The sequence below is a fragment of the Hyphococcus luteus genome (assembly GCF_002943565.1).
Taxonomy (GTDB): Bacteria; Pseudomonadota; Alphaproteobacteria; order Caulobacterales; family Parvularculaceae; genus Hyphococcus; species Hyphococcus luteus.
Genome location: NZ_PJCH01000017.1, coordinates 19,531 through 42,669, shown reverse-complemented (window position 1 = coordinate 42,669; position 23,139 = coordinate 19,531). Strand labels below are relative to the sequence as shown.

The following is a 23,139-nucleotide window of genomic DNA, read 5'->3' as shown; positions in this document are numbered from 1 at the left end:
AGAAACCGGGACAAACGCCTTGATTTTAAACGCCCTTTTCGGGCCGTCTTATGGCGTCAACGTGACCAGCGCGGCGTCAGCATAGCCCGCCAGCCGCACCGCTTCCAATCGTTTGGCCGCCGTTTCGATAGAGGAAAACGGCCCCAGATTGACGCGGTAAAACACAGTTCCGGCGTCGGTTTCAACGCGCGACATGCGCAAGGTCCCGAGATCGCCAAGCTGGGCGCGCAGGGCGTCGATATGGTCGAGCCGGGAAAGCGCCGCAACGCGCACGAGATAAAGCGCCTCCAGCCCGGCGCCGGCCGGGGCTTTGGAATGCACCATGCGCGCGTCTTCCGGGGCTGGCGTCGACAAGTCCGCCGCCGGGATTTCCACCTCGTCGGGCGCGCCGCCCTCGGCCTCTGCGATCGCCGTCTTCTCAGCGCCAGGGGTCAGCGCCGGCGCGTTTTCCATGCTGGTGAGAAGCTCGGAAATGGCGTCGCCGTCCGGAGCGCCGCCGCTGGGTTTGACCGTTTCCTCCCGGACGGGCGCCGCCCGCGCGATACGTTGCGGTTTCGAGGCGTATTTCGGCGCGGCGCCGTTGAGCGGCGCCGGACCGGCGTAGCGCACCCGCACCCGCGCCGTGCCCTGATGCTCAAAGCCGAGGCGGCGCGCCGCCTCCCGCGATAAATCGATGATCCGGCCATGAGCGAAAGGCCCGCGGTCGTTCACCCGCACGAGGATCGAGCGGTTGTTTTCGAGATTGGTGACTTCGACCATGGAGGGCAGCGGCAGGGTCGTATGGGCCGCCGACAGCCGGTTCATGTCGAAGATTTCCCCATTGGCCGTCAGCCGGCCGTGAAACTGGGATCCGTACCAGGAGGCGACGCCGGTTTTCGAATAATGCGGGTCTTCTTCGGGCCGGTACCACTTGCCGTTGACCTTATAGGGCTTGCCGACCTTGTAATGCGGGGAACCGCCCTTCCCGCCGCCAGGCCCCGTAGCGCAGGCCGCGGCCAGCGCCATCAGGAAAAGCGCAAAGAGTTTCTGGAGAAAGGACGCCGGATGGCTCATCGGGGGCACGCCTGAACTTGTCGCAATTAAACGGGAACCAAACGCCTCAGGCAATAAGCGGCGAGTGTTAACGCCTCATTAACTGTAGCTTCCAGTCCCTTGCGGCTTCCGGCGGGCGCGCCATTTCCCGCCCCTCGCATTTTGCGTCGCCCGTCCTAACGCTCCGGCGCGCCCGGCGGCGCAGCACAGTGGTCGCTCCCGCCCGCCTCCGGCGGCCGAGTTTACGGTTTGCCTTCGACCGCTCCGGATGAAGATCGCTCAGTTGCTTCAATCAATTCGGCAATGTAGACAGCAGCCGTTGTGCTACCGGAGGGGTGGCAGAGTGGTCGAATGCGGCGGTCTTGAAAACCGTTGAGCGTGTGAGCGTTCCGTGGGTTCGAATCCCACCCCCTCCGCCAGCTTAGGTGTTGATCATCAGACGTCAGTCCGCCCCGGCATGGCTGTCTCACCCACGTTCTGCAAGAATGCGCGCCTTCGCGCGCGGGGTTCGAATCCCACCCCCTCCGCCACTATTTATCTCGCGCGAGCTCGCTTCGCTCGCGGCTCCGAAGGGGCGCCCTGGCCGGGCGGCGGCCAGTCGGCCGCGCTTGGAGCGTAGCGCAGAGCTCTATGTTTTTTGCAGCTGGTTGCTAGATTACACCCCGGACGGAATTTTCGCGCGCATCATTTCTTTGCGGTCGAATTTGCGCCCGTCGGCGATAAAGGTTCCGTCCCCGACCGCATGGATCATTCTTTGGTCCTTGCGGGCGCTGTCGGCATAGGCGGCGAGCCCTTCAAGCACGATGATGTTGTGCCGGTCGACGAAATCGACGATCCGGCATTCAATATTGCCGAGACATTCCTTGATGAGCGGCGCGCGGACGTGCTTCGCCTTGACCGGCGTGAGGCCGAATTTCTCGAATTTGTCCGTGTCTTCGCCGGAACACATGCCGACGCCGACGGCCTTATCAATAAGGTCCGCGCCGGGGATAGCGAACACGCATTCCTTCGTTTCGCGAAGCGCGGCGTAGGAATAGTTCCACGGCCCCGTCGTCATGGCGAAGCTCGGCGAGAAATCCATCACCATGGTCCAGGTGATGGTCATGATGTTATTGGCTTGGCCGTTATTCGTCGTCACCAGCACGACCGGTCCCGGTTCGATGAGCGTGAAGGCTTTACTGAGCGGCAGCGTCTTCATGTCATATCCCGAGCAGGTCTTTCACGGCGGGCCAGGATCGCGCGCCATTGGCCCGCATGTTTTCAATAAGGTCCGCCGGCATCCATTTGAAAAAGGCCGGCTCGAAAGTCGCCCGCGCCCTGATGCGGGCGAACCAGTCTTCGACGCACGGCAGGCGCCCGTCCCGCCACATGCCATGGCATTGCAGCATGGCGAGGCGGTTTAGATAAGGCGCAAGCGCGACATCGGCCATGGTGAAGGCGCCGCCGGCGAGCCAGTCGCTTTTTTCGAGCGCCGCCTCCATCTTGTGGAGATAGCCGTCATAAAGCCGGATTTTGTCGGCGACGCCGGGCGCATCGAGGCCTTCCTGGATCCATCGCCATTTAAGCTCGCGCGCCGCGCGTCCATCCGGCCCCGCGCCTTTCAGGAAATCGTCGAAGGAGCCGGCGCCGTTGCGCAGGATCGCATGGCGATGCGAGAGCACATAGGTGAGCGCCGAACAGGCCGGGTGCAGCTCTTCATCGACCGCCTTGGTCCACAGCCGCACTTTTGTCCGCGCCAGCGGGCTTTCCGGATAAAGCCGCGGCGTCTCCGGGAAGGCCTCTTCGAGATATTCGCAGATGACGGTCGATTCCAGAATGATCTCGCCGTCATGGACCAGCACCGGGACTACGGCTTTCGGGTTGATCGCGAGGAAAGCCGGGTCGAATTGCTCGCCCTTTAAAAGGTCCACATAATGGCCGGTCCAGTCGAGCCCCTTCTCAGCGAGTGCGAAACGCACCTTCGCGGCGCAGGCTGAGGATCCGTGGTGATAGAGTTCGAGCACGCTCAGTCTCCTCCCGCGTAACAGCCGCAGCATAGCGGTGCGCAGGGACAAAAGAAAACGCCGCACCGTTTCCGGTGCGGCGTCGATCTTGAGAGCGTGAAGCGCTTCTAGAAGTTGCGTTTCACCGTCACGGCCCAAGTGCGCGGCTTGCCGGGCGAGCCATAAACATGACCCACAGCAGCAATATCGTTCACCTTGGTCGTGAAGTAGTATTTGTCGAACATATTCTTCACCTCGAAGGCGATGCCCCAGTCGCCGTCGCCGGAGTTCCACATGACCCGGGCGTTTCCGAGGAAATAGCCGTCGATCAGGTTGTCGGCCACCAGCGTGTCGATCGGGCCGCCGCCGCCATTCAGACCGATGTCTTCAAATCCTTCCGATTCAGCAACAACGTCGCTTGGGATCAATCTTTCGCGGACATTGCCCGCTTCCGTGAAGATCTCCGACTGGTAGGAGCCGTCGACCCGGAAGCTCAAATCGCCGCCGAACACATTGTTGACGTCATACTGCACGCCGAAGCTGTACTGCCATTCCGGCGTGTAGGGCGTGACGTCGCCGAGCGCGACGCCGGTGCCGGCCAGTTCGTCGATCTCCTTATACTGGAAGTCGAGATAGCTCAGCGACGCGTCGATGCTGAAGTTTGAAGTCGGATAGAAGAACGCTTCCGCTTCGAAGCCTTTAACCTTCGCCGAACCGACATTGTCCGGACGCAGGCAGGGCGTCGCCTGATCCATATCCGCCAAGTCGGCGCAATAGGTCGAAAGCAGCACGATGTTGTCATAGGGGAAATAGAACCCGGCGACGTTCAAGCGCAGCGTGTCGTCGAAGAGGTCGGATTTGAAGCCGATCTCGTAAGACCTGATCGTTTCCGGCACGTGCGGCGTCGCCTGGCTCGGGAAGAACGGCCGGGCGTTGAAGCCGCCGGCGCGATAGCCGGTCGCAATCTGGCCATAGACCATGAGCGCGTCGTTAAAGCGGTAGTCCGCGGCCACGCGCCAGTCGAGCCGGTCGTTTTTGAAGGTCGCTTCCGTGCCGTTGATGCCGAACAGCAGGCAGTTCGGCTGGTTGCCGAGGCCGACCGGCCCGGCGACCATGGCGCCGAGGAAGAAGTTGCACGGCCCTTCGATATCCGTGTAGTCCGGATTGTGCCGGAAATACTGATACTCTTTCTTGTCCCATGACTGGCGGACGCCGCCCGTCAGGTGGAACGCGTCGCTAAAGTTGAAGGTGACGTTGCCGAAAATCGCCTTGTTGTTCGAGGGTGTCGGGTCGGGCCCGTGGATGAAGTCGATCCCGGCATAAGGCAGATCGACGCGCGCGGTGTAGAAACCGTCAGTGTCGAAATAAAAGCCGCCCAGCGTGAAGTCGATAAAGTTATCGGCCAGCGTTCCGTTCAGGCGGATTTCCTGGCTGACCTGCTCATTGGTCTGTTTCTGGTTAAGAATGTTCGGCGCCAGCGGCGAGCCGTCGACGTCGTAAGACCAGTCGGTTTCATATTTCCGGTAGGACGTGATCGAGTAGACCGACAGCGTGTCGCTCAGATCGTAATTGATCGTCAGCGCGGTTCCGTAATTGTCCATATCCCGGTGCGGATCGAGCGCAAAGGGTTTGTAAGGCTGTTGCGAGTCGCCGGGATAGAGATCGTTGAACGTCGCATAAGTGATGTAACGCCCGTCAAACTGGGTCTGCGTGTCGCAGCTGTTCACGCCATGCGGCACGAACATGCAGTTATAGGGAATGGCGGCGCCATCCGTGCCGGTAAGCCAGGGCCGGGCCGGATTGGCGTTCATATACCCTTCCGCGTTGGCCAGTTGGAGCGTAGCGACGCCCGCTTCATTGCGCTCGCGCGTGTAATCGCCCGACAGATTAACGTCGAGGCGATCGTTCGGCGTCCAGCGGAAAGCGATCTTGCCCGCCGCGATGGCATGACCGCCGAGCGTGCCAAGCACCGGATCGTTGCCGGCGGCCTGTGTCGGCACATTGGTGCCCGGATGGGTCAGGTTGTAATCGAGACGCTTAATGTAACCGTCTTCGTTCTTGCTGACGGCGGAAACGCGCATGGCGAGGTCTTCCGTAAGCGGAACGTCATAGATGCCGCGGATGTCAAGCCGGTCATAGGAGCCGTAGGTCACCTGAAGCGAACCGGAATTGTCGCCGCGCGGCTTCACCGAATACATCTTGATCGCGCCGCCGATGGAGTTCCGGCCGGCGAGCGTGCCTTGCGGGCCGCGCAAGACTTCGACGCGGTCAACGTCCATCAGGTCGAGCAGCGAACCGGTCAGCGTCGGCAGATAGACGTCGTCGATATAGATGCCGACGCCGGGTTCGACCGCGAAGTTCGGGTCGTTCTGGCCGATGCCGCGGATATAGGCGATCATGGCGGAACCATATTCCTGGTTCTGCCCCGCCAGCGTAACGTTCGGCGCCTGGCGCGCGATTTCGGAAATTTCGGTCTGGCTGCGACGGTTGAGCATGTCGCCGCTGACCGCCGTCACGGCGAGCGGCGTGTCCTGCACGTTCTGTTCACGGAACTGAGCCGTAACAACGATCTCGTCCGTTTGCGCGAGCGCCGCATCGGCAAGGCCGACGCCGCCCGCCAAGGCCGCCATCGACACGCCCATGCGCGCGATATTTCTGGATATAGTTTTCCGCGTGGTCATTCATACCTCCCTAGAGCAACATATTTCGAATCGTCTTGACTGCGATTTCTTTTTGTCATGCCTACCATAATTGATATGGCGAAACCGTTTAAATTCGCCAAAAGTTCAATTTGCGATAACCGATGTTGCTAAACGGCAACGTAATCCGTTGATATACGGAGCAATATTAGTGTTAGAATAAGATATCATGGTATTGTTAACACCATGATAATTGGACGCGCTTCCCTCATTCGCCAAAGCTGCTGCGTGCATTGTCAAATGTCGAATTTTACGCCCTGCGCGAGCGGCAGCGCCGTCGAATAATTCACCGTCTGGGTTTGCCGGCGCATGTAAGCCTTCCATGCGTCCGAACCGCTTTCGCGCCCGCCGCCGGTTTCCTTTTCTCCGCCGAAGGCGCCGCCGATCTCGGCGCCGGACGGGCCGATATTCACATTGGCGATGCCGCAATCCGAGCCTGTTGCGGATAGGAATGTTTCCGCCTCGAGAACGTCGCGGGTGAAAATGCAGGAGGACAGGCCTTGCGTGACGGAATTTTGCAACGCGATGGCGTCTTCCAGGTTTTCATAGCGCATCACATAAAGGATTGGCGCGAAGGTTTCCTCGTTAACGACTCCTTCATGGTCTGAAAGCTCTGCAATGGCGGGGCGCACATAACACCCCTCGCCTTCAAGGCGCTCGCCGCCGGCGACGGCCGCGCTCTGTTCTTTCGCACGGGCGAGCGCGTCCTGCATTCGTTCAAGCGCGTCTTTGTCGATGAGCGGTCCCACAAGCGTTCCCTCCTTCAAGGGATCGCCGACCGGCAGGGATTGATAGGCGGCTTTCAGGCGCGGGACGAAATCATCATAAATGCTGTCATGCACGAACAGCCTGCGCAGGCTTGTGCAGCGTTGCCCCGCCGTGCCCGCCGCGGAAAAGCAGACCGCGCGCAAGGCGAGATCGGGATCGGCGGACGGCGCGACGATGCCGGCGTTGTTGCCGCCGAGTTCTAAGAGCACGCGGCCGAAGCGCCTAGCGACGCGCGGGCCTACGTCCCGGCCCATGCGGGTCGAGCCTGTGGCGGAGACAAGCGCAATGTTTTTGTCGTCAGCGATCCGCTCCCCGGCTTCGCGCCCGCCGATGACGACGCTCATCAGGCCTTCGGGCGCGTCGCCGAATTTCTGCGCGGCGCGTTCCAGCAAGGACTGCACGGCGAGCGCCGTCAGCGGCGTTTTCTCGGACGGCTTCCAGACGAGCGTGTCGCCGCAGACAAGCGCCAGCGCCGCATTCCACGACCACACGGCGACGGGAAAGTTGAAAGCGGAGATGACGCCCACCGGCCCCAGCGGTTGCCAGCTTTCGCGCATGTGATGGCCGGGGCGCTCCGAGGCGATGGTCAGGCCGTAAAGCTGGCGCGACAGGCCGACGGCGAAATCGCAGATATCGATCATCTCCTGCACTTCGCCGAGCCCCTCGGAAAGAATTTTGCCGCATTCGATGGTGACGAGCCGGCCGAGGGCGTTCTTGTGCGCGCGCAGCTCCTCGCCTAACAGGCGAACGAGCTCGCCCCGGCGCGGCGCCGGAACCTTGCGCCAGCTCTGAAAAGCCTTTTCAGCAAATCGGATCTTGGCGTCGATCTCCGCATCGTCGTCGGGCGCGACCCGCGCGATTTCCGAGCCGTCGATGGGGGTCGCCACCGCAAGCGGGCCTTGGGTGAACAGGCGGTCCTCGACGCCGAGGTCGTACATCAGGTCGGTAATTTTCATGAGGCCCGTCTCCTTTGCGCCGCGTCCTACACCCCTACCCAGCCCTTCAGCAATGCGCCGATGACATAGGCGAAGCCCGCCGCGGCCATGCCGATCGTGAAAGTTTCAAGGGCGGACGTCCACCAGCGCGCCGTCGACCATTTAGACTTCATGGCCCCGATGCCGAGAAAGACAAAACCGGTCATGACGACGGCCGCTGCAAGCGCATTTGCGCCGGCGCCGAACAAAAAGGGGAGCAGCGGCACGGCGCCGCAAATGAAAAACGCAGCAAAAGTCGCCGCGCCGGCCATTATGGCGGAGCGTTCGACTTTCGGGGCGCCGAACTCTTCTTCCAGCATGACGGATATCCAGCGGTCATGGCTCTCCGTGATGATCTCGACCGCCCGTTCAAGATCGTCGCCTTCGAATCCCTTGGCGGCGAAAATCTGACGGATTTCCTCGCGCTCGCCTTCAGGGGTCAGTGCGATATGACGGCTCTCCATTTCCCTGAGGCGCTGATAGTCGTCTTTTTCCGCCTTCACGCCGGAATAGTTCCCGGCGGCCATGGAAAAGCCGTCGGCGATGAGATTGGCGGCGCCGAGAATCAGGATGACGCCTATGGAAAGCTCGGCGCCGGCGACGCCCGCGACGACGGCGAAGGTTGTCACGGCGCCGTCGATTCCGCCAAGCACCCAGTCGCGCAAATAGCTGACCGTCGGGCCGTCTTTCAGCCTTTCGGCGATCGCGGCCGGACTGTGGCCGTGTTCGATCTCTTGTTGGGATGCCGTGGGGTCCATGACGGCGTCATATGACGCGCGCCGCCAAGTCCCGTCAATCAACCTTTCGCTCCTGAGAACGTCTTGCAAAACGGGCCCTTATCGCATCCACGCCGATGCGGCTTTCGGCGAGATTGCACGCGGAGCGATGGCGGCGTAAGCCATGCGCAAAACAGCCCCCTTGATGAGAGACGTCATCGCATGACCCGCAAATATGACCGCGTGCCGGAGCTCAGCCTCAAAGCTTATACCGACGGAAGCTTAAGCGAACGCCGCGATTTTGAAGAGGCCTTGATGGAAGGCTTTAAATATTTCGGCTTTATCATCCTGAAAGACCACAAGGTGAGTCGCGATCTTTTGCAGCGCGCTTACGACAAGAGCGCGGAATTTTTCGCGCTGCCGGAAGACTACAAGATGCAGTTCTTCAGGAAGGACGGCCAGCGCGGCTACACCCCCTTCGGGCGCGAGCACGCCAAGGATTCAAAATATCCGGACCTGAAAGAATTCTGGCATGTGGGCCGGGAGTTCGACGCCACATCCCCCCTCGCCGACGCCTATCCGGCGAATATGTGGCCGGATAAACCGGAAAGCTTTCGCACGACCTTTATAGAGCTTTACGACGCGCTCGAAGAAGCGGGGCTCGTCATGCTCGAAGCGCTGGCGCCGTCGCTTGACGTGCCGCGCAATTTCTTCCGCGACATGGCGACGGACGGCAATTCGATCCTGCGTCTTCTACACTATCCGCCGATCCCGGAAGGCGTTGAGCCGGGTTCGATCCGCGCGGCGGCCCATGAAGACATCAATCTCATCACCATCCTCGTCGCCGCCAACGGCGCCGGGCTGCAGCTTCTCGACCGCGAGGGCGAATGGCTGCCCGTAGAGACCGATCCCGACAACCTCATCGTCGACGCCGGCGACATGCTGGCGCGCGTGTGCAACGACGTCATCCCGGCGACGACGCACCGCGTCGTCAATCCGGAAGGCGCGGTGAACGAGTCGCGCTACTCTATGCCGTTCTTCATGCATCCGCGCTGGGACGCCATGCTTTCCTGTCTCGACAGCTGCAAGGGCGACGGCGCGAAATATCCCGACATCACCGCAGAGGATTTCCTGCAGCAGCGGCTCCGCGAAATCGGGCTTGCCGGATGACGGCTAGAATCTGCATTCAGCAAAGCTGGAATTAATTTCCGCTCACCCCGGCGAAAGCCGGGGCCCAGAAGCGGCAAGCGCCGGAATGAGAGACTCTGGATCCCGGCTTTCGCCGGGATGAGCGGGAAGACAGCACTACCTCTTTAATCAACCGTCGAAATCCTCGCAGTGCCAGCAATCCTCCATCATGCCGTCGCTGGCGCCGATGGGACTGCCCGGCGGGATCTCCGCCGCCGGCGTTGACGGCGCGGCGGGCGCCGCCGGCCGGTCGAGATGGGCCTCGATGCGCGACTGCAGCCAGGCGTTATGCTCGCGCGCCTGCTGGCCGCTGAACAGCGACGGGTTCAGCCGGTTGGCGATGGCGCGCAGTTTCGCATCCGCCAGCGCCCGCGCCGCCGGGATCGCGTCTTCGTTGCGCGACAGCGCGATGAGCGAAGACACGAACCGGTCCTGCGCGACAGTCATGAGCGGCTGCGCGCCGGGCCCGGCCGCCGCAAAGACTTTCGCGTCAATGGCGTTCAGGACATCGCCGAAACCGAGCGCCTGCGGCGCGCGCCGGCGCTGCTCCACAAGGCGCGCCGCGCGCGCGGAATCGAGGAGCGCATCGATCGTGAGGCTGACCGCTGTGTCGGCGGCGCTCATGAGATCGAACATGGGGCGCGTATCGTCGTCGAACACTTCGCCGCTCCCGCCGCCGCCGAAGCCTCCCATTTGCGGCGTCATTTGATCGAGCAGGCTTGCCGGCAACATGAGCGCCTCCGGGTCGAGCGTGTCGATAAGCGCGGACAGCGCGGCGCGCTGCTTTTCATCGGCAACGACAGAGCCAGCGGATAGATCGTCGCCCTTGGTCTTGTAGGCGAAGTCGTAACCGCCGACGAGTTTCGCCGCGGCCGCGACCTGATAGCGGTGATAAAGATAGACCGGCACGATCACTTCGCGCAGTTTCGACAAGGGCTGGCCTTCATGGATGGCGCGCGCGCCGAAATTGTCGAGCGCGACCTTGCGCACCGCCATGGTCTCTTTCAGCGCCGCGACGGCGTCTTCGCCATTGTCCCAGACGCTGGCGTAGGGATTGCCCGTCGAAACGCTGCGCCCTTCACTATCGGCGACATAACGAAGGCCCGACGCATAGGCGTCTTCGAGAATTTTATCGAGCGTCGCGCGTTCATCCGCATCCGCCGGAAACTGCGCGTAAAGCCACGTCGCCGCGACTTTGTCCCACTCGCCGATGCCGACATCATAGGCCTCGCTGAAATCAAGCGCGCCGTCATCGCCCACCGTCACCAGCGGCGCCGGGTAATCCATCACCGAGGCGCGGCCGTTGGAAGAGGCGGCGAAATTGTGCGCGAAGCCGAGGGCGTGGCCGACTTCATGCGCCGAGAGTTGGCGAATGCGCGCCAGCGCGATCTCGACCGGATCGTCCGTCTCCCCTGTGCCGGATTTCTCAGCGCCGGCGAGGCCTTCGAAGATCATCCGGTCCTGGCGCACGCGCTGCGAGCCGAGAATGACGCTGCCTTTCAGCATTTCGCCGGTGCGCGGATCGGAAACGCCGCCGCCATAAGACCAGCCGCGGGTCTGGCGGTGGGTCCAGGAAATGACATTGTAGCGGATGTCCCGTGGATGGGCGCCTTCGGGGAGAGGCTCGACGCGGAACGCGTCTTCGAACCCCGCTGCGGCGAAAGCGTCGGCCCACCAGGAGGCGCCTTCGATCAGCGCGTCGCGGATCTGCGGCGGCGCGCCTGAATCGACGTAAAAGACGATGGGCTTTTTGACCGGACCGGACGCCGCTGACGGATCGACGCGTTCGAGCCGGAAGCGCCGCGCCACGGAGCGGATAATCGAGTCGGAAAGCGGCGCGGAGAAATCGTAATAAGGAATGTCGATAGCGCCCGAGCGCACGTCATAAGGGCGCGGTTTGTACCCGTCGTCCGGCAGGCGCGCCAGCGTATGGTGCATCACAATGGTGATCGCGCGCGCATCCGCCGCCGTCGCCCGGACTTCGCTTCCCGGCTTGTCGCTTGTCAGCGTCAGGAAAGAGTCGAACTCCACATTGTCGGGAAAGGCGAGCGCGTTCGCCGCGTCGGGAAAGGTGCGGTCTTTCGCGACTTCGTAAGTCCCGCCCTTGGGGTGGTCTTTCAGCGCCTTGACGACGCCCAGCGAGTCCCGCGTTAAGAATCCCGATATGTCTACAAGGCTTTCGCCGTTCGGGCCGGTCGCGGTCACCTCGCCCGCCCAGAGGAAAGAGCGTGCAAAGGATTCCCGCACGGCCTTGCGCTCCAGCGGATTGTCGGCGCTGGCGCGATAGGTCCAGTTCTCCTGCTCGGCGATCATCCTGTCGCCGACGCGGCGGAAAGCGACGAGGGAGCCGCTGTCGAACAGACCGCGGTCGAGTCCCACCGGATTGGAGCCGAGCCCGGAGGTCAGCCCCGCTGCGTAAATAGCGCGAAGGGCGACGCCGTCCTCATCGGCTGGCGGGAACACCGCATAGACCTTGCCGCCCTTTTCATCGGCGTAGAGGGTCAGGAAGCCGTCCTTGCGGGTGAAATCCTTGACGCTGTCGTCGACCCAGCCGTCATCGGAGGATGCCGCGGGTTGCGGCGCCGCAGCTTCCGCCCCATCGGGCGTATTTTTCGGCTCTTCACCCTGCCGGGCGCAGGCGACAAAGACGAAAGCGGCGACAAAAAGGGCTGCAAGACGCATGGGGCTTCCTTTCGGGCTGGCCGGGCTGGCGCGCCGGAAGCTGCCGGATTTTCCGGGGAATTGCAAAAAGGAATGCGATCTCCGCTGCTTCCCGCATTTGCACAACGCCCCTGCGCCTCCCTATAGTCGCCCTCTGAAGCCATGAAAAAGAGAGCGTTTTCCCGTGAAGTTTGCCGGCACCAAGGATTATGTCGCCACCGAAGATCTGAAAGTCGCGGTCAACGCCGCCGTCGCGCTGGAGCGCCCGCTCCTCGTCAAGGGCGAGCCGGGCACCGGCAAGACCGTGCTTGCGGTGGAGGTGGCTAAGGCGCTCGGCGCGCCGCTCCTCGAATGGCACATCAAATCGACCACCAAGGCCCATCAGGGGCTTTACGAATATGACGCGGTGGCGCGCCTCAGAGACGGCCAGCTCGGCGAAGAGCGCGCAAAAGATGTCCGGAATTATATCAAGCGCGGCAAGCTGTGGGAGGCGTTCACGGCGGATCAGCGCCCGGTGCTCCTCATCGACGAGATCGACAAGGCCGACATCGAATTCCCGAACGATCTCCTGCAGGAACTCGACCGCATGGAGTTCTATGTCTACGAAACGAGCGAAACGGTGAAAGCGAAACAGCGCCCCATCGTCATCATCACCTCGAACAATGAAAAGGAACTGCCCGACGCGTTCCTGCGCCGCTGCTTTTTTCATTACATCAAGTTTCCCGACGCCGAGACCATGGCCGAGATCGTCGAAGTGCATTTCCCAGGCATCAAGAAGCGTCTCGTCTCCGACGCCATGAAGGTGTTTTACGAAATCCGCGAGGTTCCGGGCCTCAAGAAAAAGCCGTCGACGTCGGAGCTCCTTGACTGGCTGAAACTGTTGATGGCGGAAGACCTGCCCGAAGAAGTTTTGTCAGAGCGCGATCCGCGCAAGGCGATCCCGCCGCTCCATGGCGCACTCCTGAAGAACGAGCAGGACGTGCATCTGTTCGAACGGCTGGCGTTTCTGGCCCGGCGCGAAGGGAATTAATGCGGGCGCAAACCCATCGCATTACCGCCAATGGCCTTTCCCATTTCGTGCGCGACAGCGGTGAAGAAAGCGCGCCGGCTGCGATCCTCATGCACGGATTTCCGGATTCGTCCGCCGTGTGGGACAAGGTCACTCCCCTGCTCGTTCAAGCCGGCTTTCGCGTCATCGCGCCGGACATGCGCGGTTTCGGCGAAACCGACATGGCGGCAAGCGTCGCCGATTATGAAATCCAGACCGGCGCCGTCAAAGACGTGCTCGGCGTCATGGAGGCGCTGAAGATCAAAATCGCCCATGTCGTGGGTCACGATTTCGGCGCGCCGATCGCCTGGGCCCTCGCCGCGCAGCATCCCGAACGCTTCAAGACGCTGACGGCGATCTCCGTCGGCCACACCCGCGCTTACCTCAAAGCCGGGTGGGAGCAGAAACGCCGCGGCGCTTATATTCTTTTCCATCAGCTTCGCGGGATATGCGAGGCCGCCTACAAGGCGAATGACTGGGCGCTGTTGCGCAAACACTGGTCGGCCCATGGCGACATTGAAGAGACGATCCGCCTCCTATCCCGCCCCGGGCGCCTTGCCGCCGGGCTCAACTGGTATCGCGCCAACATCTCCCTCGCCCGCATGATGAAGCCGCCGCCGGCGGGCAGTCTTGGCGAGGAAATCGTGCGCATTCCAACGCTCGGGATATGGAGCGACGGCGAGGCCTATCTCACCGAAGCGCAGATGACAGGCTCGGCGGACTATATGGACGCGCCCTGGACCTATGAGCGGATCGAGGGCGCAAGCCACTGGATTCCCTATGACGCGCCGGAGATCCTTGCGCAGGCGATGCTTTCGCACTGGCGAAAATACGGGTGAATGTCGCCTGGTTTGGGCGGCCTTCCCTCGCCTTCAAAAAATCCCTAAGCTTTCAAAACACTGTCTTGCGTAGAGGGGTTTCGGGGCATGGACGCGTTATTCGGCATTTTGCCGCTCCTGTTGATTTTGCTGTTCATTTTTTCGCGCAATCTCGCGAACCAGCAGCGCCATGCGGAGCTCGTCAACAAGTTCTCGAAAATTCAGAAAAAGCGCAAAAGCCGGATCATCGCCATCGTGCACCGGCAGGAGCCCATGGGCCTCCTCGGCATTCCCATGCTGCGCTATATCGATCTCAACGACGCCGAAGACGTGCTCGATGCGATCCGCAAGACGCCGCCCAACAAGCCGCTTGAATTCATCCTGCACACGCCGGGCGGGCTCGTCCTTCCCGCCGTGCAGATCGCCCGGGCGATCAAAGCCCATCCCGGCAAGAAGACGGTGTTCGTGCCGCACTACGCCATGTCCGGCGGCACGCTGATCGCGCTCGCCGCCGACGAGATCGTGTTGAGCCAGCATGCGGTCTTAGGTCCTATCGATCCGCAGATCGGCGGTCTTCCCGCCGCGTCGGTGGTGCGCGTCGCCAATGAGAAACCTATTCAGAACACGGACGATTACACCCTCGTTCTCGCCGATGTGGGCGCCATGGCGATCACCCAGTTGCAGAAAATCGCGCGCGAGCTGCTTTCCGGCACGGTCTCGGAAAACGCCGCCGTCGCGGCTTCCGAGCAATTGTCATCGGGGCGCTGGACCCATGACTATCCCATCGGCTACAGCGAGGCGAAGGATATCGGCCTTAATGTCTCCAACGACATGCCCAAGGAAATCATGGAGATGATGGCGCTGTTTCCGGATACGCTGCGGCGCACGAAAAGCGTCAGATATGTCGAGGACCAGCAGCATGCGCCGGCCTCCAACGCCACAACCGACCATCGCGTGACGCTCACCGGCTATCAGCCGCAGCCCGGCTCGCGCAGCTACAGCTACGGCCCCTGGAACCCGAAAGAGCTGAAAGGTCCAGACACGCGCGAAGGAAAACGCAAACCATTCTGGCGGCGCGGCGAGGAATAACTTTTAATACATGAACTCCGCTTCTTCCGGCACGCGGGAAAAAGCGATCTTTGCGCCGAGATAATTGAGCGCAAGCCCCGACTGGCTGGCAAGCGAGATATGACGCTTCGCCTCCCCGGAAGGCGCGCCGAGGCGGCGGAATTTGGCGTCGAGATCGGCGTTGATGTCGTCGATCGCCTTCCACAGCCCGGCCCGGCGGCTGTCGGTTTCGGCCTGGGCCGGCTCGGCGAAAAGGTCGAGCTGGTCGATAGCGGTCTCGCCGGGTTTGGAAAGTCCGTGCAGATAAACGGTGACCCCGCCGATGCGCGGCGCGGGTCCCTCGCGCCGCTGGCGCGTCAGAAACGTTTCCCACATGTCGTCGAGGGTTTTCAGGAACAGGAAACTGTCCTGGGAATGAGAGAAACGCCGCGCCGTTTCCCAGCCGCCTTCGGGCCGCAGCCGCGCCGAAAGGCTCAAGGAGCTCGCAAACAGGCCGTAATGGCGCAGGCGCGATGCGGCTTTCAGCAACAGCGCCCGGGCGACGATGCGCGCCTTGTCCGGCGTTTCATGCTCGCGCGTCAACACCCGGCTGTGGCCGATCATGGATTTCTTCGTGGGCTCTTCGACGGTTTCGAACCCGTGCAGCCCGTACCAGAAACGCTCGCCCATCACCGAGCCCCAGATCGCCCGCGCCTGTTTCGGCTGCAGGTTCCAGAGCTTCAGGAAATTATCGATTCCGGCTTTTTCGAGACGGTTCATGACGCCCGCGCCGACGCCGGGAATGTCCGTAAGCGTCATATCGGCGAGTTTGTGCGGAAGATCGCGCGCCTCGAGCACCGTGAGCCCGTCGGGCTTCACCCTCTCTGCGGCGAGCTTGGCGAGAAGCCGGCTCGGCGCCAGCCCGACAGAGGCGCGCAGGGCCGGGCCGACATTTTCCGCAATTCCCTGTTTGACGCGCCTTGCGGTTTCGACGGCGCGGGCCGGGTCGCGCTCCGAACGCGACAGGCGAAACGCCGCCTCGTCGATGGAATAGATTTTATCGAGCGGAAGATGCCGCTCGATCTCTTTCATCAAAAGCTTGTGCACGGCGACATAGCGGTCGTGGCGCGCCGGCATGACGGCGATCCCCGGGCACATCCGGCGCGCATCGCGCACCGGGGTGCCGCGCCTGATCCCGTAGCCCCGCGCCTCGTAACTCGCCGCGATGGCGCCTGTATGTTCCGAAGCGAGCGGCGTGACGATCACCGGCCGGCCCCGCAGCTCGGGATGGTCATGCTGCTCGACGCTGGCGAAATAGGCGTTGAAATCGAGAAACAGATAAGCGAGCGGGCGGTCCGCGCTAGGGGTGACGGCGTCATCGGGGCTCGGTTTCCTGTCCTGGTCGGGGGCGGCAAACATGAGAACAAAAATAGAACATTTATTCCCGCCTGTCCATCACTTCCGCCTGAGCCACGACCCAAGCCTGAGGCCGGCGCTTATTGGAGGCCGTGCGCTGCGATTTCGATGCGCGCCGCCGCGCCGTAAAGCGCCGACGCTTTGCCCTCGGTCGAGGCGTCGGTGAGGCTGTTATAGGGCGCGAGCGCCAGTTCGATCTGCTCATGGGCGAGCGCAATGGCGTCGCTTTCGTTAACGTCCTGCGTGTCGATTCCGGAAAGAATCTCTCGCGACGCGATCAAAAAGCCGTAGGCGTCCTGATATTCATGGGCGTTGACCACGGTCCCGTCGTCTTCGACGCCGATGTCGAATTCGTCCGCGGCGGTGCGCACGATCTCGGACACCGCGAGCAACTGTTTCGCAACGCTGGCCTTCGGCGTGTTCGCCGTTATGGCGGCGACAACCTCGCGATACGGCCCCTCGACATCCCCGCCCGCCTCGGCCGCCGCTGCGAGCGCGCTCAGCTCTTCGGCGAAGCCGTCGAGACCGCGCGCTTCGAAAGCCGGAAGCAGCGAGGCGTAGAGCTCGCTTTTGGGATGCTTCACATGGGTCATGGCCATGTCCGTGACGCCGCCCCGATAGAGCTCCGTAAAGGCGATCAGATGGCCGCGCACCAGCCCCAGGACATGCATATAGGCGACATCGCTCGAGGCGGGATCGGTTGCGGCCGCGCCTTCGCCTTCGCCCTCTCCCTCGCTGGCGCCGGATTCGCCCTCGCCCGCCGCGACGGCGGAGAGATCGGCGTCGTTATCTGCGCCTTCCCCGGCCTCGCCCTCGCCGCCGCAGCCGGTCAGCGCCAATGCGCTCGCCGCCGCCAGGGTGGAAAGGCCGGTCATCAGTTTCACGCGCCGCGTCATCTTGCTCCTCCGCTTATCTTGCCAGCATGATAGTGGTTCGCTGGGTAGATGCAAATCATTCTTAATAACTAGGGCCCCAATGCTTCTCCATATCGACAAGGTTCTGACCAAAGACGACTGCCGCGCGATCCTGGACGCCCTTGATGCCCCGGCGCTCTGGCGCGACGGCAAGGCGACCGCCATGGGCGGGGCCCGGGCGGTGAAGGACAACCAGCAGGCCGACGCCGCCTCCCCGGCGGCGAAAGGTGTTCTGTCGAAAATCGAAGCCGCCCTCGCCGCGCATCCGGTTTTCAAAGCGGCGGCCCAGCCCGCCTCGTTCGCGCGCCTTGCCTTGAACCGCTATGGCGAAGGCATGGCTTACGGCGATCATGTGGACGCGCCTTACATCGACGGAACGCGCACCGATCTTTCCTTTACGGTCTTCCTGACGGAGCCGGACGAGTATGAGGGCGGCGCGCTTGTCGTCGACAATGCGGGCCATGAAGACGCGATCCGCGGCGCCGCCGGCAGCGTCGTCCTCTACCCGTCATCCTCATTGCACAGAGTCGAAGAAGTGACCTCCGGGGCGCGGATCGCCTGCATCGGCTGGGTGAAAAGCCGCATCCGTTCGTCTGAACAGCGCGCGCTTGTCTTCGAACTGGAGACGGCGCTCGCCGACCTTAAAACAGTCGGCGCGCCGCTGGGCGTTTATAACCGCCTCCTCAATCTGCGGAACAATCTCCTGCGCACATTCGGAGATTAGGAATGGCGGAGATCAGGAAGCGGTCGGGGTCTAGAACCAGTAGCTCTTGTTGAGACGCTGCATGAAGAGCGGCGTATTGGACGGCGTCATGTCGATGTTCCAGTCCACCTTCTGGCCCAGAGTTGCGTCATAGGACGTCACTTCAATGGCGTAGCCCTGCGCTTCGACGCGCACCCACAATTTCCCTTCGTTCGACCGCGCCGGAACGCCGGCTCGGATGACAAGTGAATTCCCCTGCTGGCGCATCAACCCGCCGGCGCTGCGGAACAGGTTGAAGGTCTCGCCGGTATCTTCATTAAGAAGGCGGCCGCGCAACGATCCTTTGCGGACCATGGTGTCTACTTCGTCCGGCAGGCCTTCCGGAAAATTGATGGTGAGATAGACATCGTATTTCGCTCCCCGGCTGTCCTGAACCTGAACATATTGCGCGGGCCTGTAGCTCGCCTGATAGATGCGCGCCTGCCCAAGAGAAGCTTCCTGTTGAGATGGCGATGGTTCAAGCCCGGGCAGCGTGTCGTTGATGGCTTCGAGACCACCGGAAAGATTGGAAGGGACCGCCGTCATCATCACGGCGAGCAGACCGAAACCTTGCGCAAAGGCGCCCTGCCGCGTGATCGGCTGGAAATAGAAAATCGAACCGGCGCCGAGCAGCGTCAGACCGACCACCACCATCCAGAGAGGCACCTGGCCGAAGCCGAGAATATTGCCGAGCTGCACGACCCACTGGTTGATTGTAAAAAGCGCGGACGCCTCGCCCGACTGCTGATAGTCGGTCACAAGCGCGGAAATGATGCCGGCCGACCCCGCCAGCGCCAGCCCCGCCATATCCACCAAATTATAGTCGCCAGGCGTTTTGACGCCCTGCTTCACACCATACGGCATTGAAAAACTCCCTCACCAAAACCCCTCGGAAGTCCGATTTAACCACAAAAATGCGAAAGGTTTAAGGCGGTTTCTTCGACCTTTTCAGGCTTGCGGAGCCTGTCGGGGCCGCAAGCCGCCGAAATCCACGTCGAACAGATGTTCGAGGCTGGAGCGGGAAAGTCCTTTTTTGACAAAGTCATAGGCCGTCACGTTCAGGGCTTTGACGGCGATCCGCTCGATCTGCAGCCCCGCGCGGTTTTCGGCCGGCGTCACGTCCACATCGAGAAGATTGATGCAGGCGAGGTCCTGTTCAAAGGCTGCAATGGTGGACAGGCCGCCGCCGCAGGCCCATCCGAGCGCAATCCGGTTGACGCCTTCATGGGCGACGATCAGCGCCGAGCGCCACTCCTGTTCCAGGATCAGCTCCCGGAGGGCTGCTGTTATGCGGGTTTGGGCGTCTTCGAAGGTCTCGCCGTCGGGCAGGAAAGACGCGCCGGGCCGATGCGCGTCGTCGAAACTGTAGGCGAGCCTCGCCGCCAGCTCTTCCCGGGTCGTCGCCTTGATCCAGCCGCTCTTGATTTCCTCGAGCCCCTCATGGGCGACGAGCGCCGGGGGCGCGTCATTGCCGGAAAGCACGATTTCAGCGGTCTCTTTCGTGCGCGGCAGGCCGGAATAAACGGCGATGTCGAATTCGGCGTGTTTGAGGGCGTCGCGAGCGGCTTCGGCCTGGGCGCGGCCTTCGTCGGTCAGCGAGACTTGCCGCGGATCGGTCAAATCCGGCGCAAAATAATCCACATGTCCGTGCCGCATCAGATAGATGCGCCGCCTGCCCGCGCCTTTCATGCAGAACCGCCCTTCGCTGCTTTGCCCGATGCGGGCGGCATAGCCGAAACAGGCGGCCGGCGCCAGCGAGCCCGCCAGTTGGCGCCTGACTAAAAAATCCCGCTCACCCGCTCGCATCCGGCCAAAACGGGTGATAAGGTTCGCTTTCTGGGGCGTGGGGCTCGAGAGGGCCGAAACGTTGTCGAGGGGTGTTCTGGGGCGATGGCGTTGCGTTCGCCAACATATCTGGCCGGGGTGTTTCTTTTCCTGGCGATCTCGTTTTTGCTCTATTTCAATCTCGCCGTGCGGCTTGACGCCGGCGCGGCGCTCTTCCGATTCAACCAGTTGACCGAGGTCGGCGCAGACGCGCGCGCCGCCGGTCATGGCGAACGGGCGCTGACGCTCTTGCGCCGCGAAGGCGAGAGCGACGAAAGCCTTTCGCCTTTGATGCTGCGGGTTGCGAACGCCCAGATGGCCCGCAAGAACCACGCCCGCGTCGCCGGTCTCCTGCGCGACGCGCTCGCCACCAACGCCTCCCGCACGCTCACCAAACGCGAACGCGCCGATTACGAAGACAAGCTCGCCCGCGCTTCGATCCTCTCCGGCGACATTGAATCGGCGGTGGCGATCTACGCCTCCTTCCTTGAACTCGCCGGCGACGATGCGGCGCGCGGCGGCGGCGAAGACCCGAACGCCATGAGCGCCTTTTACGCCGAACGGGTCGGCCAGGCGGGAGCGCTCTTCACCGGCGCGCTCAACCATGCGCGCCCCTATGAGCCCGCGCGCGGCGCGCGCGAGGCGCATCTGGCGGCGGCGGGCGACATGGCCTCGCTCGGCGTTTTTTACTCTATGCGTGAAGACGGCGCCTATGCGGCGGCGGGGCTTTTGTCCTCCGCCTACGCCATTCGTCAAAGACTTCTGGGCGGCGATCATCCCGATACGGTTCAATTAACGCTCGTGCTCGGGCCCGTCTATGCGCAGATGGGCCGGCTCGACGACGCCGAAAAGCTTTATCTCGACGCGTTTCACGCGCAGGAGCAGCTGAAAGGCGCGAACAGCCCGGATCTCAGCCTCTACATCAAGCTCCTCACCCGCATCTATGAAAAACAGGGCCGCATCACCGAAGCGCAGGCGCTGCAGGAACATATGCGCAACCTCTTCCGCGATGCGTTCGGCGCTCAGCGTTACGCCGTCAACCGCGAACGCGACCGCCGCGAAGACATCAACCGGCCGGTCTCGAAACAGTTCGTGCTCGAGGCGGCGTATGCGCCGGGCGATCTCGTTTCCGCTGCCGAATATTCGGTGCCGACGGCGAAGTCGCCTAATATCGACGAAATGAAACTGCGCCTCGCCGGCGATCAAGGGCTCGACCCGCGCGAGGCGAACCTGCCCGCGCGTCTCGCCCAACTGATCTCGCTGTGCCGCTCGGAGGCGGGCGAGCGGATTTCCCTGCGCTCAGGCTATCGCTCCTATGGGACGCAAAAAGTGCTCTACGCCAATATCGGCGACAAAGGCACGGTGACGCCGCCGGGCATGTCGGAGCATCAGACGGGCCTCGCCGCCGACATCAATGTGGACGGGCGTTTCATGCGGCCGTCGGACCGGTCCTATCAGTGCTTTGAGGAAAACGCCTATCGCTTCGGCTTCATCCTTTCCTATCCGCCGGACAATGATTACCTTCCCGCCGGCGACAGCTATGAACCCTGGCACTGGCGTTATGTCGGGGTGTCGACCGCGCAGCTCTATCGCGAAGCCGGTCCGCACCAGAAGCCGCAGGAATTTCTCGCCGCCCTGCCCTGCTATCAGGAGCGGGCCGCGAACGGGATTTTTCCCGCTATTGGCGAGAAGGACATCTGTCTTTCCGGCAAACCCGACGTGAAAGTTGCGGCGAGCGATGCAGACGCCGCGCAACCGCAAGACGAGGACGCCAGAGCGGCCCGCATCTTGAATAAACTGCCGGCAGCGGCGACGCCGCGCTGACAATAGACGTGCGGCCGTCCGAGGCCGCCTGCCGGGTGACTTCATGCAGGACAAGATCGGCCGCGCGCCGAAAGCAAGGATCGTTTATGTGGGCGGGCCTGACGAGGCCCGCGCGGCGTTAACCATGAGCTTCGCCGAGGCCGGCTTTGCGCTTGTCTCCCATGAAGACGCCGCGCGCTGCGATATCGGCCTCATCGACCTGCGCGGGCGACGCCTGTCGAGCCGCAAGGCGCAGTCGATCGCCGGCGTGTTGCGCAAATCATCGCCGGAATCGTCGATCCTCATCATCATCGACCCATACATGGACGAAACCGCGCGCAAGGCCCTGCGCCGCCATGGCGAACTTGTCGTCATGCTGACGCGGCCCCAAGGCCTTATCGAGCGCTGCCGCCAGGTCCTGCGCCTGCGCAATGTCGCCGAGGAAGCGGGCGAAAGACTGAAATCGCTTGCAGGGCTGAACCGTCTCAATGAATTCCCGCCGATTGCGGCGCCGGCGGCGCCGTTGCGCGTTCTCATCGCCGGCGAAGCCGGACCGGCAGCGCTCGCCGCCGTGAACGCGCTGACGCCGATCACCGAACAATGCATCTGCGTTTTTTCCGCGGGGCAGGCCCTGCGCGCCGTCGAAACTGCGCGCTTCGACGTCGCCGTCTTTCTCGCTAAGCGCGACAACGACCCGCTGATGAGCCTCGTGCGTTCCTTACGCCGTCATCCCAAACATGCGAGCATGCCGGTGATCTTCCCTTTGAACGATCCCGACCTCGCAGCCGATTATGCAAAACGCGGCGCCGCGGATTTCATGCTGACCGATCATCTGGCGGCGGATCTCGGGCCGAAAGTCCAGATCACGGCGCGGCGTTCGCGCCTGTTGAAATCCATGCGCCGTTTCCTGAAGGCCTGCGAAGGCGACGGCGTGCGCGATCCGGGCTCCGGCGCCTTCACGGCGACCTTCCTCACCGAACATGGCGCGCGTCTCGCCGCCCGGGCCGACCAGAGCGGCCGAAAGATGGCGATGATCGCGCTGAAGCTCCATATGGAGACGAAAGAGGGCGAAGCCGAGCCTGGTCGGCGCGCCTTGCACCAGGCCGCGCGCCTCATCAATCGCGTCACCCGCGCCGAAGATATTGCCGCGCGTGTCGGGGTCGATACGTTTCTGGTGCTGGCGCCGGCGACGACCGAGGCCAATGCCGAAAAAGCGGCGCTGCGCATTCAGGGCGTTCTTGAAAACACCGTCTTTCGCTCCGGCGACGACAAGCAGCTTTACGGCGTCTCCATCGATACGGCTGTCTGCGCGCGCCCGGAAGGATTGTGCATCGAGGAAAGCGTGGCGCTGGCGCTTGCGGCTTTGCGGGACAAGCCGGTCGCGCCGAAGACCGGGTCGCTGGAGTTCAGGTAGCGTTTTTTAACGCCTGTTAGATTTATCCTATCTCTCCATTGTCATCCCGGCCAAGCAGCCGCGCGGCTGTGCAGAGCCGGGATCCAGGGCCGC

At 62.6% G+C, this 23,139-nt stretch carries 18 protein-coding genes and 1 tRNA gene; 8 read left to right on the top strand and 11 right to left on the bottom strand.

The window, feature by feature from the left end; translation table 11 throughout:
• Positions 1 to 48: 48 nt before the first annotated feature.
• On the bottom strand, positions 49 to 1,053 hold the full coding sequence (locus tag CW354_RS20655; RefSeq protein WP_104832006.1) for a septal ring lytic transglycosylase RlpA family protein: 1,005 nt from the start codon (positions 1,051 to 1,053) through the stop codon (positions 49 to 51).
• Between the two features lie 308 nt (positions 1,054 to 1,361).
• Between CW354_RS20655 and CW354_RS20650 the strand changes: the two genes are divergently transcribed.
• A tRNA-Ser gene (locus CW354_RS20650) sits at positions 1,362 to 1,451 on the top strand.
• A gap of 236 nt (positions 1,452 to 1,687) precedes the next feature.
• Here CW354_RS20650 and CW354_RS20645 read toward each other — a convergent pair.
• The 5 genes from CW354_RS20645 to CW354_RS20625 form a co-directional block, all read right to left on the bottom strand.
• On the bottom strand, positions 1,688 to 2,230 hold the full coding sequence (locus CW354_RS20645) for a flavin reductase family protein (RefSeq protein WP_104832005.1): 543 nt from the start codon (positions 2,228 to 2,230) through the stop codon (positions 1,688 to 1,690).
• A 1-nt stretch (position 2,231) separates the two neighbouring features.
• The gene (locus CW354_RS20640) at positions 2,232 to 3,035 is read right to left on the bottom strand and encodes a glutathione S-transferase family protein (protein ID WP_104832389.1); all 804 of its coding nucleotides are present in this window, start codon (positions 3,033 to 3,035) and stop codon (positions 2,232 to 2,234) included.
• 107 nt (positions 3,036 to 3,142) lie between these two features.
• Positions 3,143 to 5,695, bottom strand: a complete 2,553-nt coding sequence (locus CW354_RS20635; protein WP_104832004.1) for a TonB-dependent receptor — start codon at positions 5,693 to 5,695, stop codon at positions 3,143 to 3,145.
• Between the two features lie 254 nt (positions 5,696 to 5,949).
• Complete coding sequence (gene amaB, locus CW354_RS20630; RefSeq protein WP_104832003.1) at positions 5,950 to 7,437, bottom strand: L-piperidine-6-carboxylate dehydrogenase; 1,488 nt, start codon at positions 7,435 to 7,437, stop codon at positions 5,950 to 5,952.
• A gap of 26 nt (positions 7,438 to 7,463) precedes the next feature.
• Complete coding sequence (locus CW354_RS20625) at positions 7,464 to 8,255, bottom strand: VIT1/CCC1 transporter family protein (protein ID WP_207764943.1); 792 nt, start codon at positions 8,253 to 8,255, stop codon at positions 7,464 to 7,466.
• Between the two features lie 138 nt (positions 8,256 to 8,393).
• On the opposite strand from CW354_RS20625, the gene CW354_RS20620 reads away from it, so the two are divergent.
• Positions 8,394 to 9,341, top strand: a complete 948-nt coding sequence (locus CW354_RS20620; RefSeq protein WP_104832002.1) for an isopenicillin N synthase family dioxygenase — start codon at positions 8,394 to 8,396, stop codon at positions 9,339 to 9,341.
• A 147-nt stretch (positions 9,342 to 9,488) separates the two neighbouring features.
• On the opposite strand, the gene CW354_RS20615 is transcribed toward CW354_RS20620, so the two are convergent.
• Positions 9,489 to 12,041, bottom strand: coding sequence for a zinc-dependent metalloprotease (locus CW354_RS20615; RefSeq protein ID WP_104832001.1), 2,553 nt, complete (start codon positions 12,039 to 12,041; stop codon positions 9,489 to 9,491).
• Positions 12,042 to 12,204: 163 nt separating this feature from the next.
• Here CW354_RS20615 and CW354_RS20610 point away from each other — a divergent pair, with 163 nt between their 5' ends.
• From CW354_RS20610 to CW354_RS20600, 3 genes are all read left to right on the top strand, one after another.
• On the top strand, positions 12,205 to 13,050 hold the full coding sequence (locus tag CW354_RS20610) for an AAA family ATPase (RefSeq protein ID WP_104832000.1): 846 nt from the start codon (positions 12,205 to 12,207) through the stop codon (positions 13,048 to 13,050).
• Positions 13,050 to 13,907 carry an alpha/beta fold hydrolase gene (locus tag CW354_RS20605; protein ID WP_104831999.1) on the top strand — a complete coding sequence of 286 codons (858 nt, stop codon included), beginning with the start codon at positions 13,050 to 13,052 and terminating at the stop codon, positions 13,905 to 13,907. Before CW354_RS20610 ends, CW354_RS20605 begins: the two co-directional genes overlap by 1 nt.
• An 87-nt stretch (positions 13,908 to 13,994) precedes the next feature.
• Positions 13,995 to 14,975, top strand: coding sequence for an SDH family Clp fold serine proteinase (locus CW354_RS20600; protein WP_104831998.1), 981 nt, complete (start codon positions 13,995 to 13,997; stop codon positions 14,973 to 14,975).
• A 3-nt stretch (positions 14,976 to 14,978) separates the two neighbouring features.
• On the opposite strand, the gene CW354_RS20595 is transcribed toward CW354_RS20600, so the two are convergent.
• Positions 14,979 to 16,352: a Y-family DNA polymerase gene (locus CW354_RS20595; protein WP_104831997.1), complete on the bottom strand. Its 1,374-nt coding sequence runs from the start codon at positions 16,350 to 16,352 to the stop codon at positions 14,979 to 14,981.
• Between the two features lie 77 nt (positions 16,353 to 16,429).
• Complete coding sequence (locus CW354_RS20590; RefSeq protein WP_104831996.1) at positions 16,430 to 17,245, bottom strand: 4-helix bundle domain-containing protein; 816 nt, start codon at positions 17,243 to 17,245, stop codon at positions 16,430 to 16,432.
• Positions 17,246 to 17,324: 79 nt separating this feature from the next.
• On the opposite strand from CW354_RS20590, the gene CW354_RS20585 reads away from it, so the two are divergent.
• Complete coding sequence (locus tag CW354_RS20585; RefSeq protein ID WP_104831995.1) at positions 17,325 to 17,987, top strand: Fe2+-dependent dioxygenase; 663 nt, start codon at positions 17,325 to 17,327, stop codon at positions 17,985 to 17,987.
• Positions 17,988 to 18,017: 30 nt separating this feature from the next.
• On the opposite strand, the gene CW354_RS20580 is transcribed toward CW354_RS20585, so the two are convergent.
• Together CW354_RS20580 and CW354_RS23595 are read right to left on the bottom strand one after the other, a co-directional pair.
• Complete coding sequence (locus CW354_RS20580) at positions 18,018 to 18,869, bottom strand: hypothetical protein (RefSeq protein ID WP_133162405.1); 852 nt, start codon at positions 18,867 to 18,869, stop codon at positions 18,018 to 18,020.
• A gap of 84 nt (positions 18,870 to 18,953) precedes the next feature.
• Positions 18,954 to 19,694: a histidine phosphatase family protein gene (locus tag CW354_RS23595; RefSeq protein ID WP_165793882.1), complete on the bottom strand. Its 741-nt coding sequence runs from the start codon at positions 19,692 to 19,694 to the stop codon at positions 18,954 to 18,956.
• A 207-nt stretch (positions 19,695 to 19,901) separates the two neighbouring features.
• Between CW354_RS23595 and CW354_RS20570 the strand changes: the two genes are divergently transcribed.
• A complete protein-coding gene (locus CW354_RS20570) occupies positions 19,902 to 21,653 on the top strand; it encodes a D-alanyl-D-alanine carboxypeptidase family protein (protein WP_165793881.1) in 1,752 nt (583 codons plus the stop codon).
• A gap of 43 nt (positions 21,654 to 21,696) precedes the next feature.
• A complete protein-coding gene (locus CW354_RS20565; RefSeq protein ID WP_104831992.1) occupies positions 21,697 to 23,046 on the top strand; it encodes a diguanylate cyclase domain-containing protein in 1,350 nt (449 codons plus the stop codon).
• Positions 23,047 to 23,139 lie beyond the last annotated feature (93 nt).

Bases quoted from the DNA above. Each gene is read 5' to 3' on its own strand.
- CW354_RS20605 (WP_104831999.1), top strand. From the start codon at position 13,050: ATGCGGGCGCAAACCCATCGCATTACCGCCAATGGCCTTTCCCATTTC.
- CW354_RS20655 (WP_104832006.1), bottom strand. From the start codon at position 1,053: ATGAGCCATCCGGCGTCCTTTCTCCAGAAACTCTTTGCGCTTTTCCTG.
- CW354_RS20580 (WP_133162405.1), bottom strand. From the start codon at position 18,869: ATGCCGTATGGTGTGAAGCAGGGCGTCAAAACGCCTGGCGACTATAAT.
- CW354_RS20595 (WP_104831997.1), bottom strand. From the start codon at position 16,352: ATGTTTGCCGCCCCCGACCAGGACAGGAAACCGAGCCCCGATGACGCC.
- CW354_RS23595 (WP_165793882.1), bottom strand. From the start codon at position 19,694: ATGAAAGGCGCGGGCAGGCGGCGCATCTATCTGATGCGGCACGGACAT.
- CW354_RS20645 (WP_104832005.1), bottom strand. From the start codon at position 2,230: ATGAAGACGCTGCCGCTCAGTAAAGCCTTCACGCTCATCGAACCGGGA.
- CW354_RS20600 (WP_104831998.1), top strand. From the start codon at position 13,995: ATGGACGCGTTATTCGGCATTTTGCCGCTCCTGTTGATTTTGCTGTTC.
- CW354_RS20635 (WP_104832004.1), bottom strand. From the start codon at position 5,695: ATGACCACGCGGAAAACTATATCCAGAAATATCGCGCGCATGGGCGTG.
- CW354_RS20565 (WP_104831992.1), top strand. From the start codon at position 21,697: ATGCAGGACAAGATCGGCCGCGCGCCGAAAGCAAGGATCGTTTATGTG.
- CW354_RS20620 (WP_104832002.1), top strand. From the start codon at position 8,394: ATGACCCGCAAATATGACCGCGTGCCGGAGCTCAGCCTCAAAGCTTAT.
- amaB (WP_104832003.1), bottom strand. From the start codon at position 7,437: ATGAAAATTACCGACCTGATGTACGACCTCGGCGTCGAGGACCGCCTG.
- CW354_RS20590 (WP_104831996.1), bottom strand. From the start codon at position 17,245: ATGACGCGGCGCGTGAAACTGATGACCGGCCTTTCCACCCTGGCGGCG.
- CW354_RS20615 (WP_104832001.1), bottom strand. From the start codon at position 12,041: ATGCGTCTTGCAGCCCTTTTTGTCGCCGCTTTCGTCTTTGTCGCCTGC.
- CW354_RS20585 (WP_104831995.1), top strand. From the start codon at position 17,325: ATGCTTCTCCATATCGACAAGGTTCTGACCAAAGACGACTGCCGCGCG.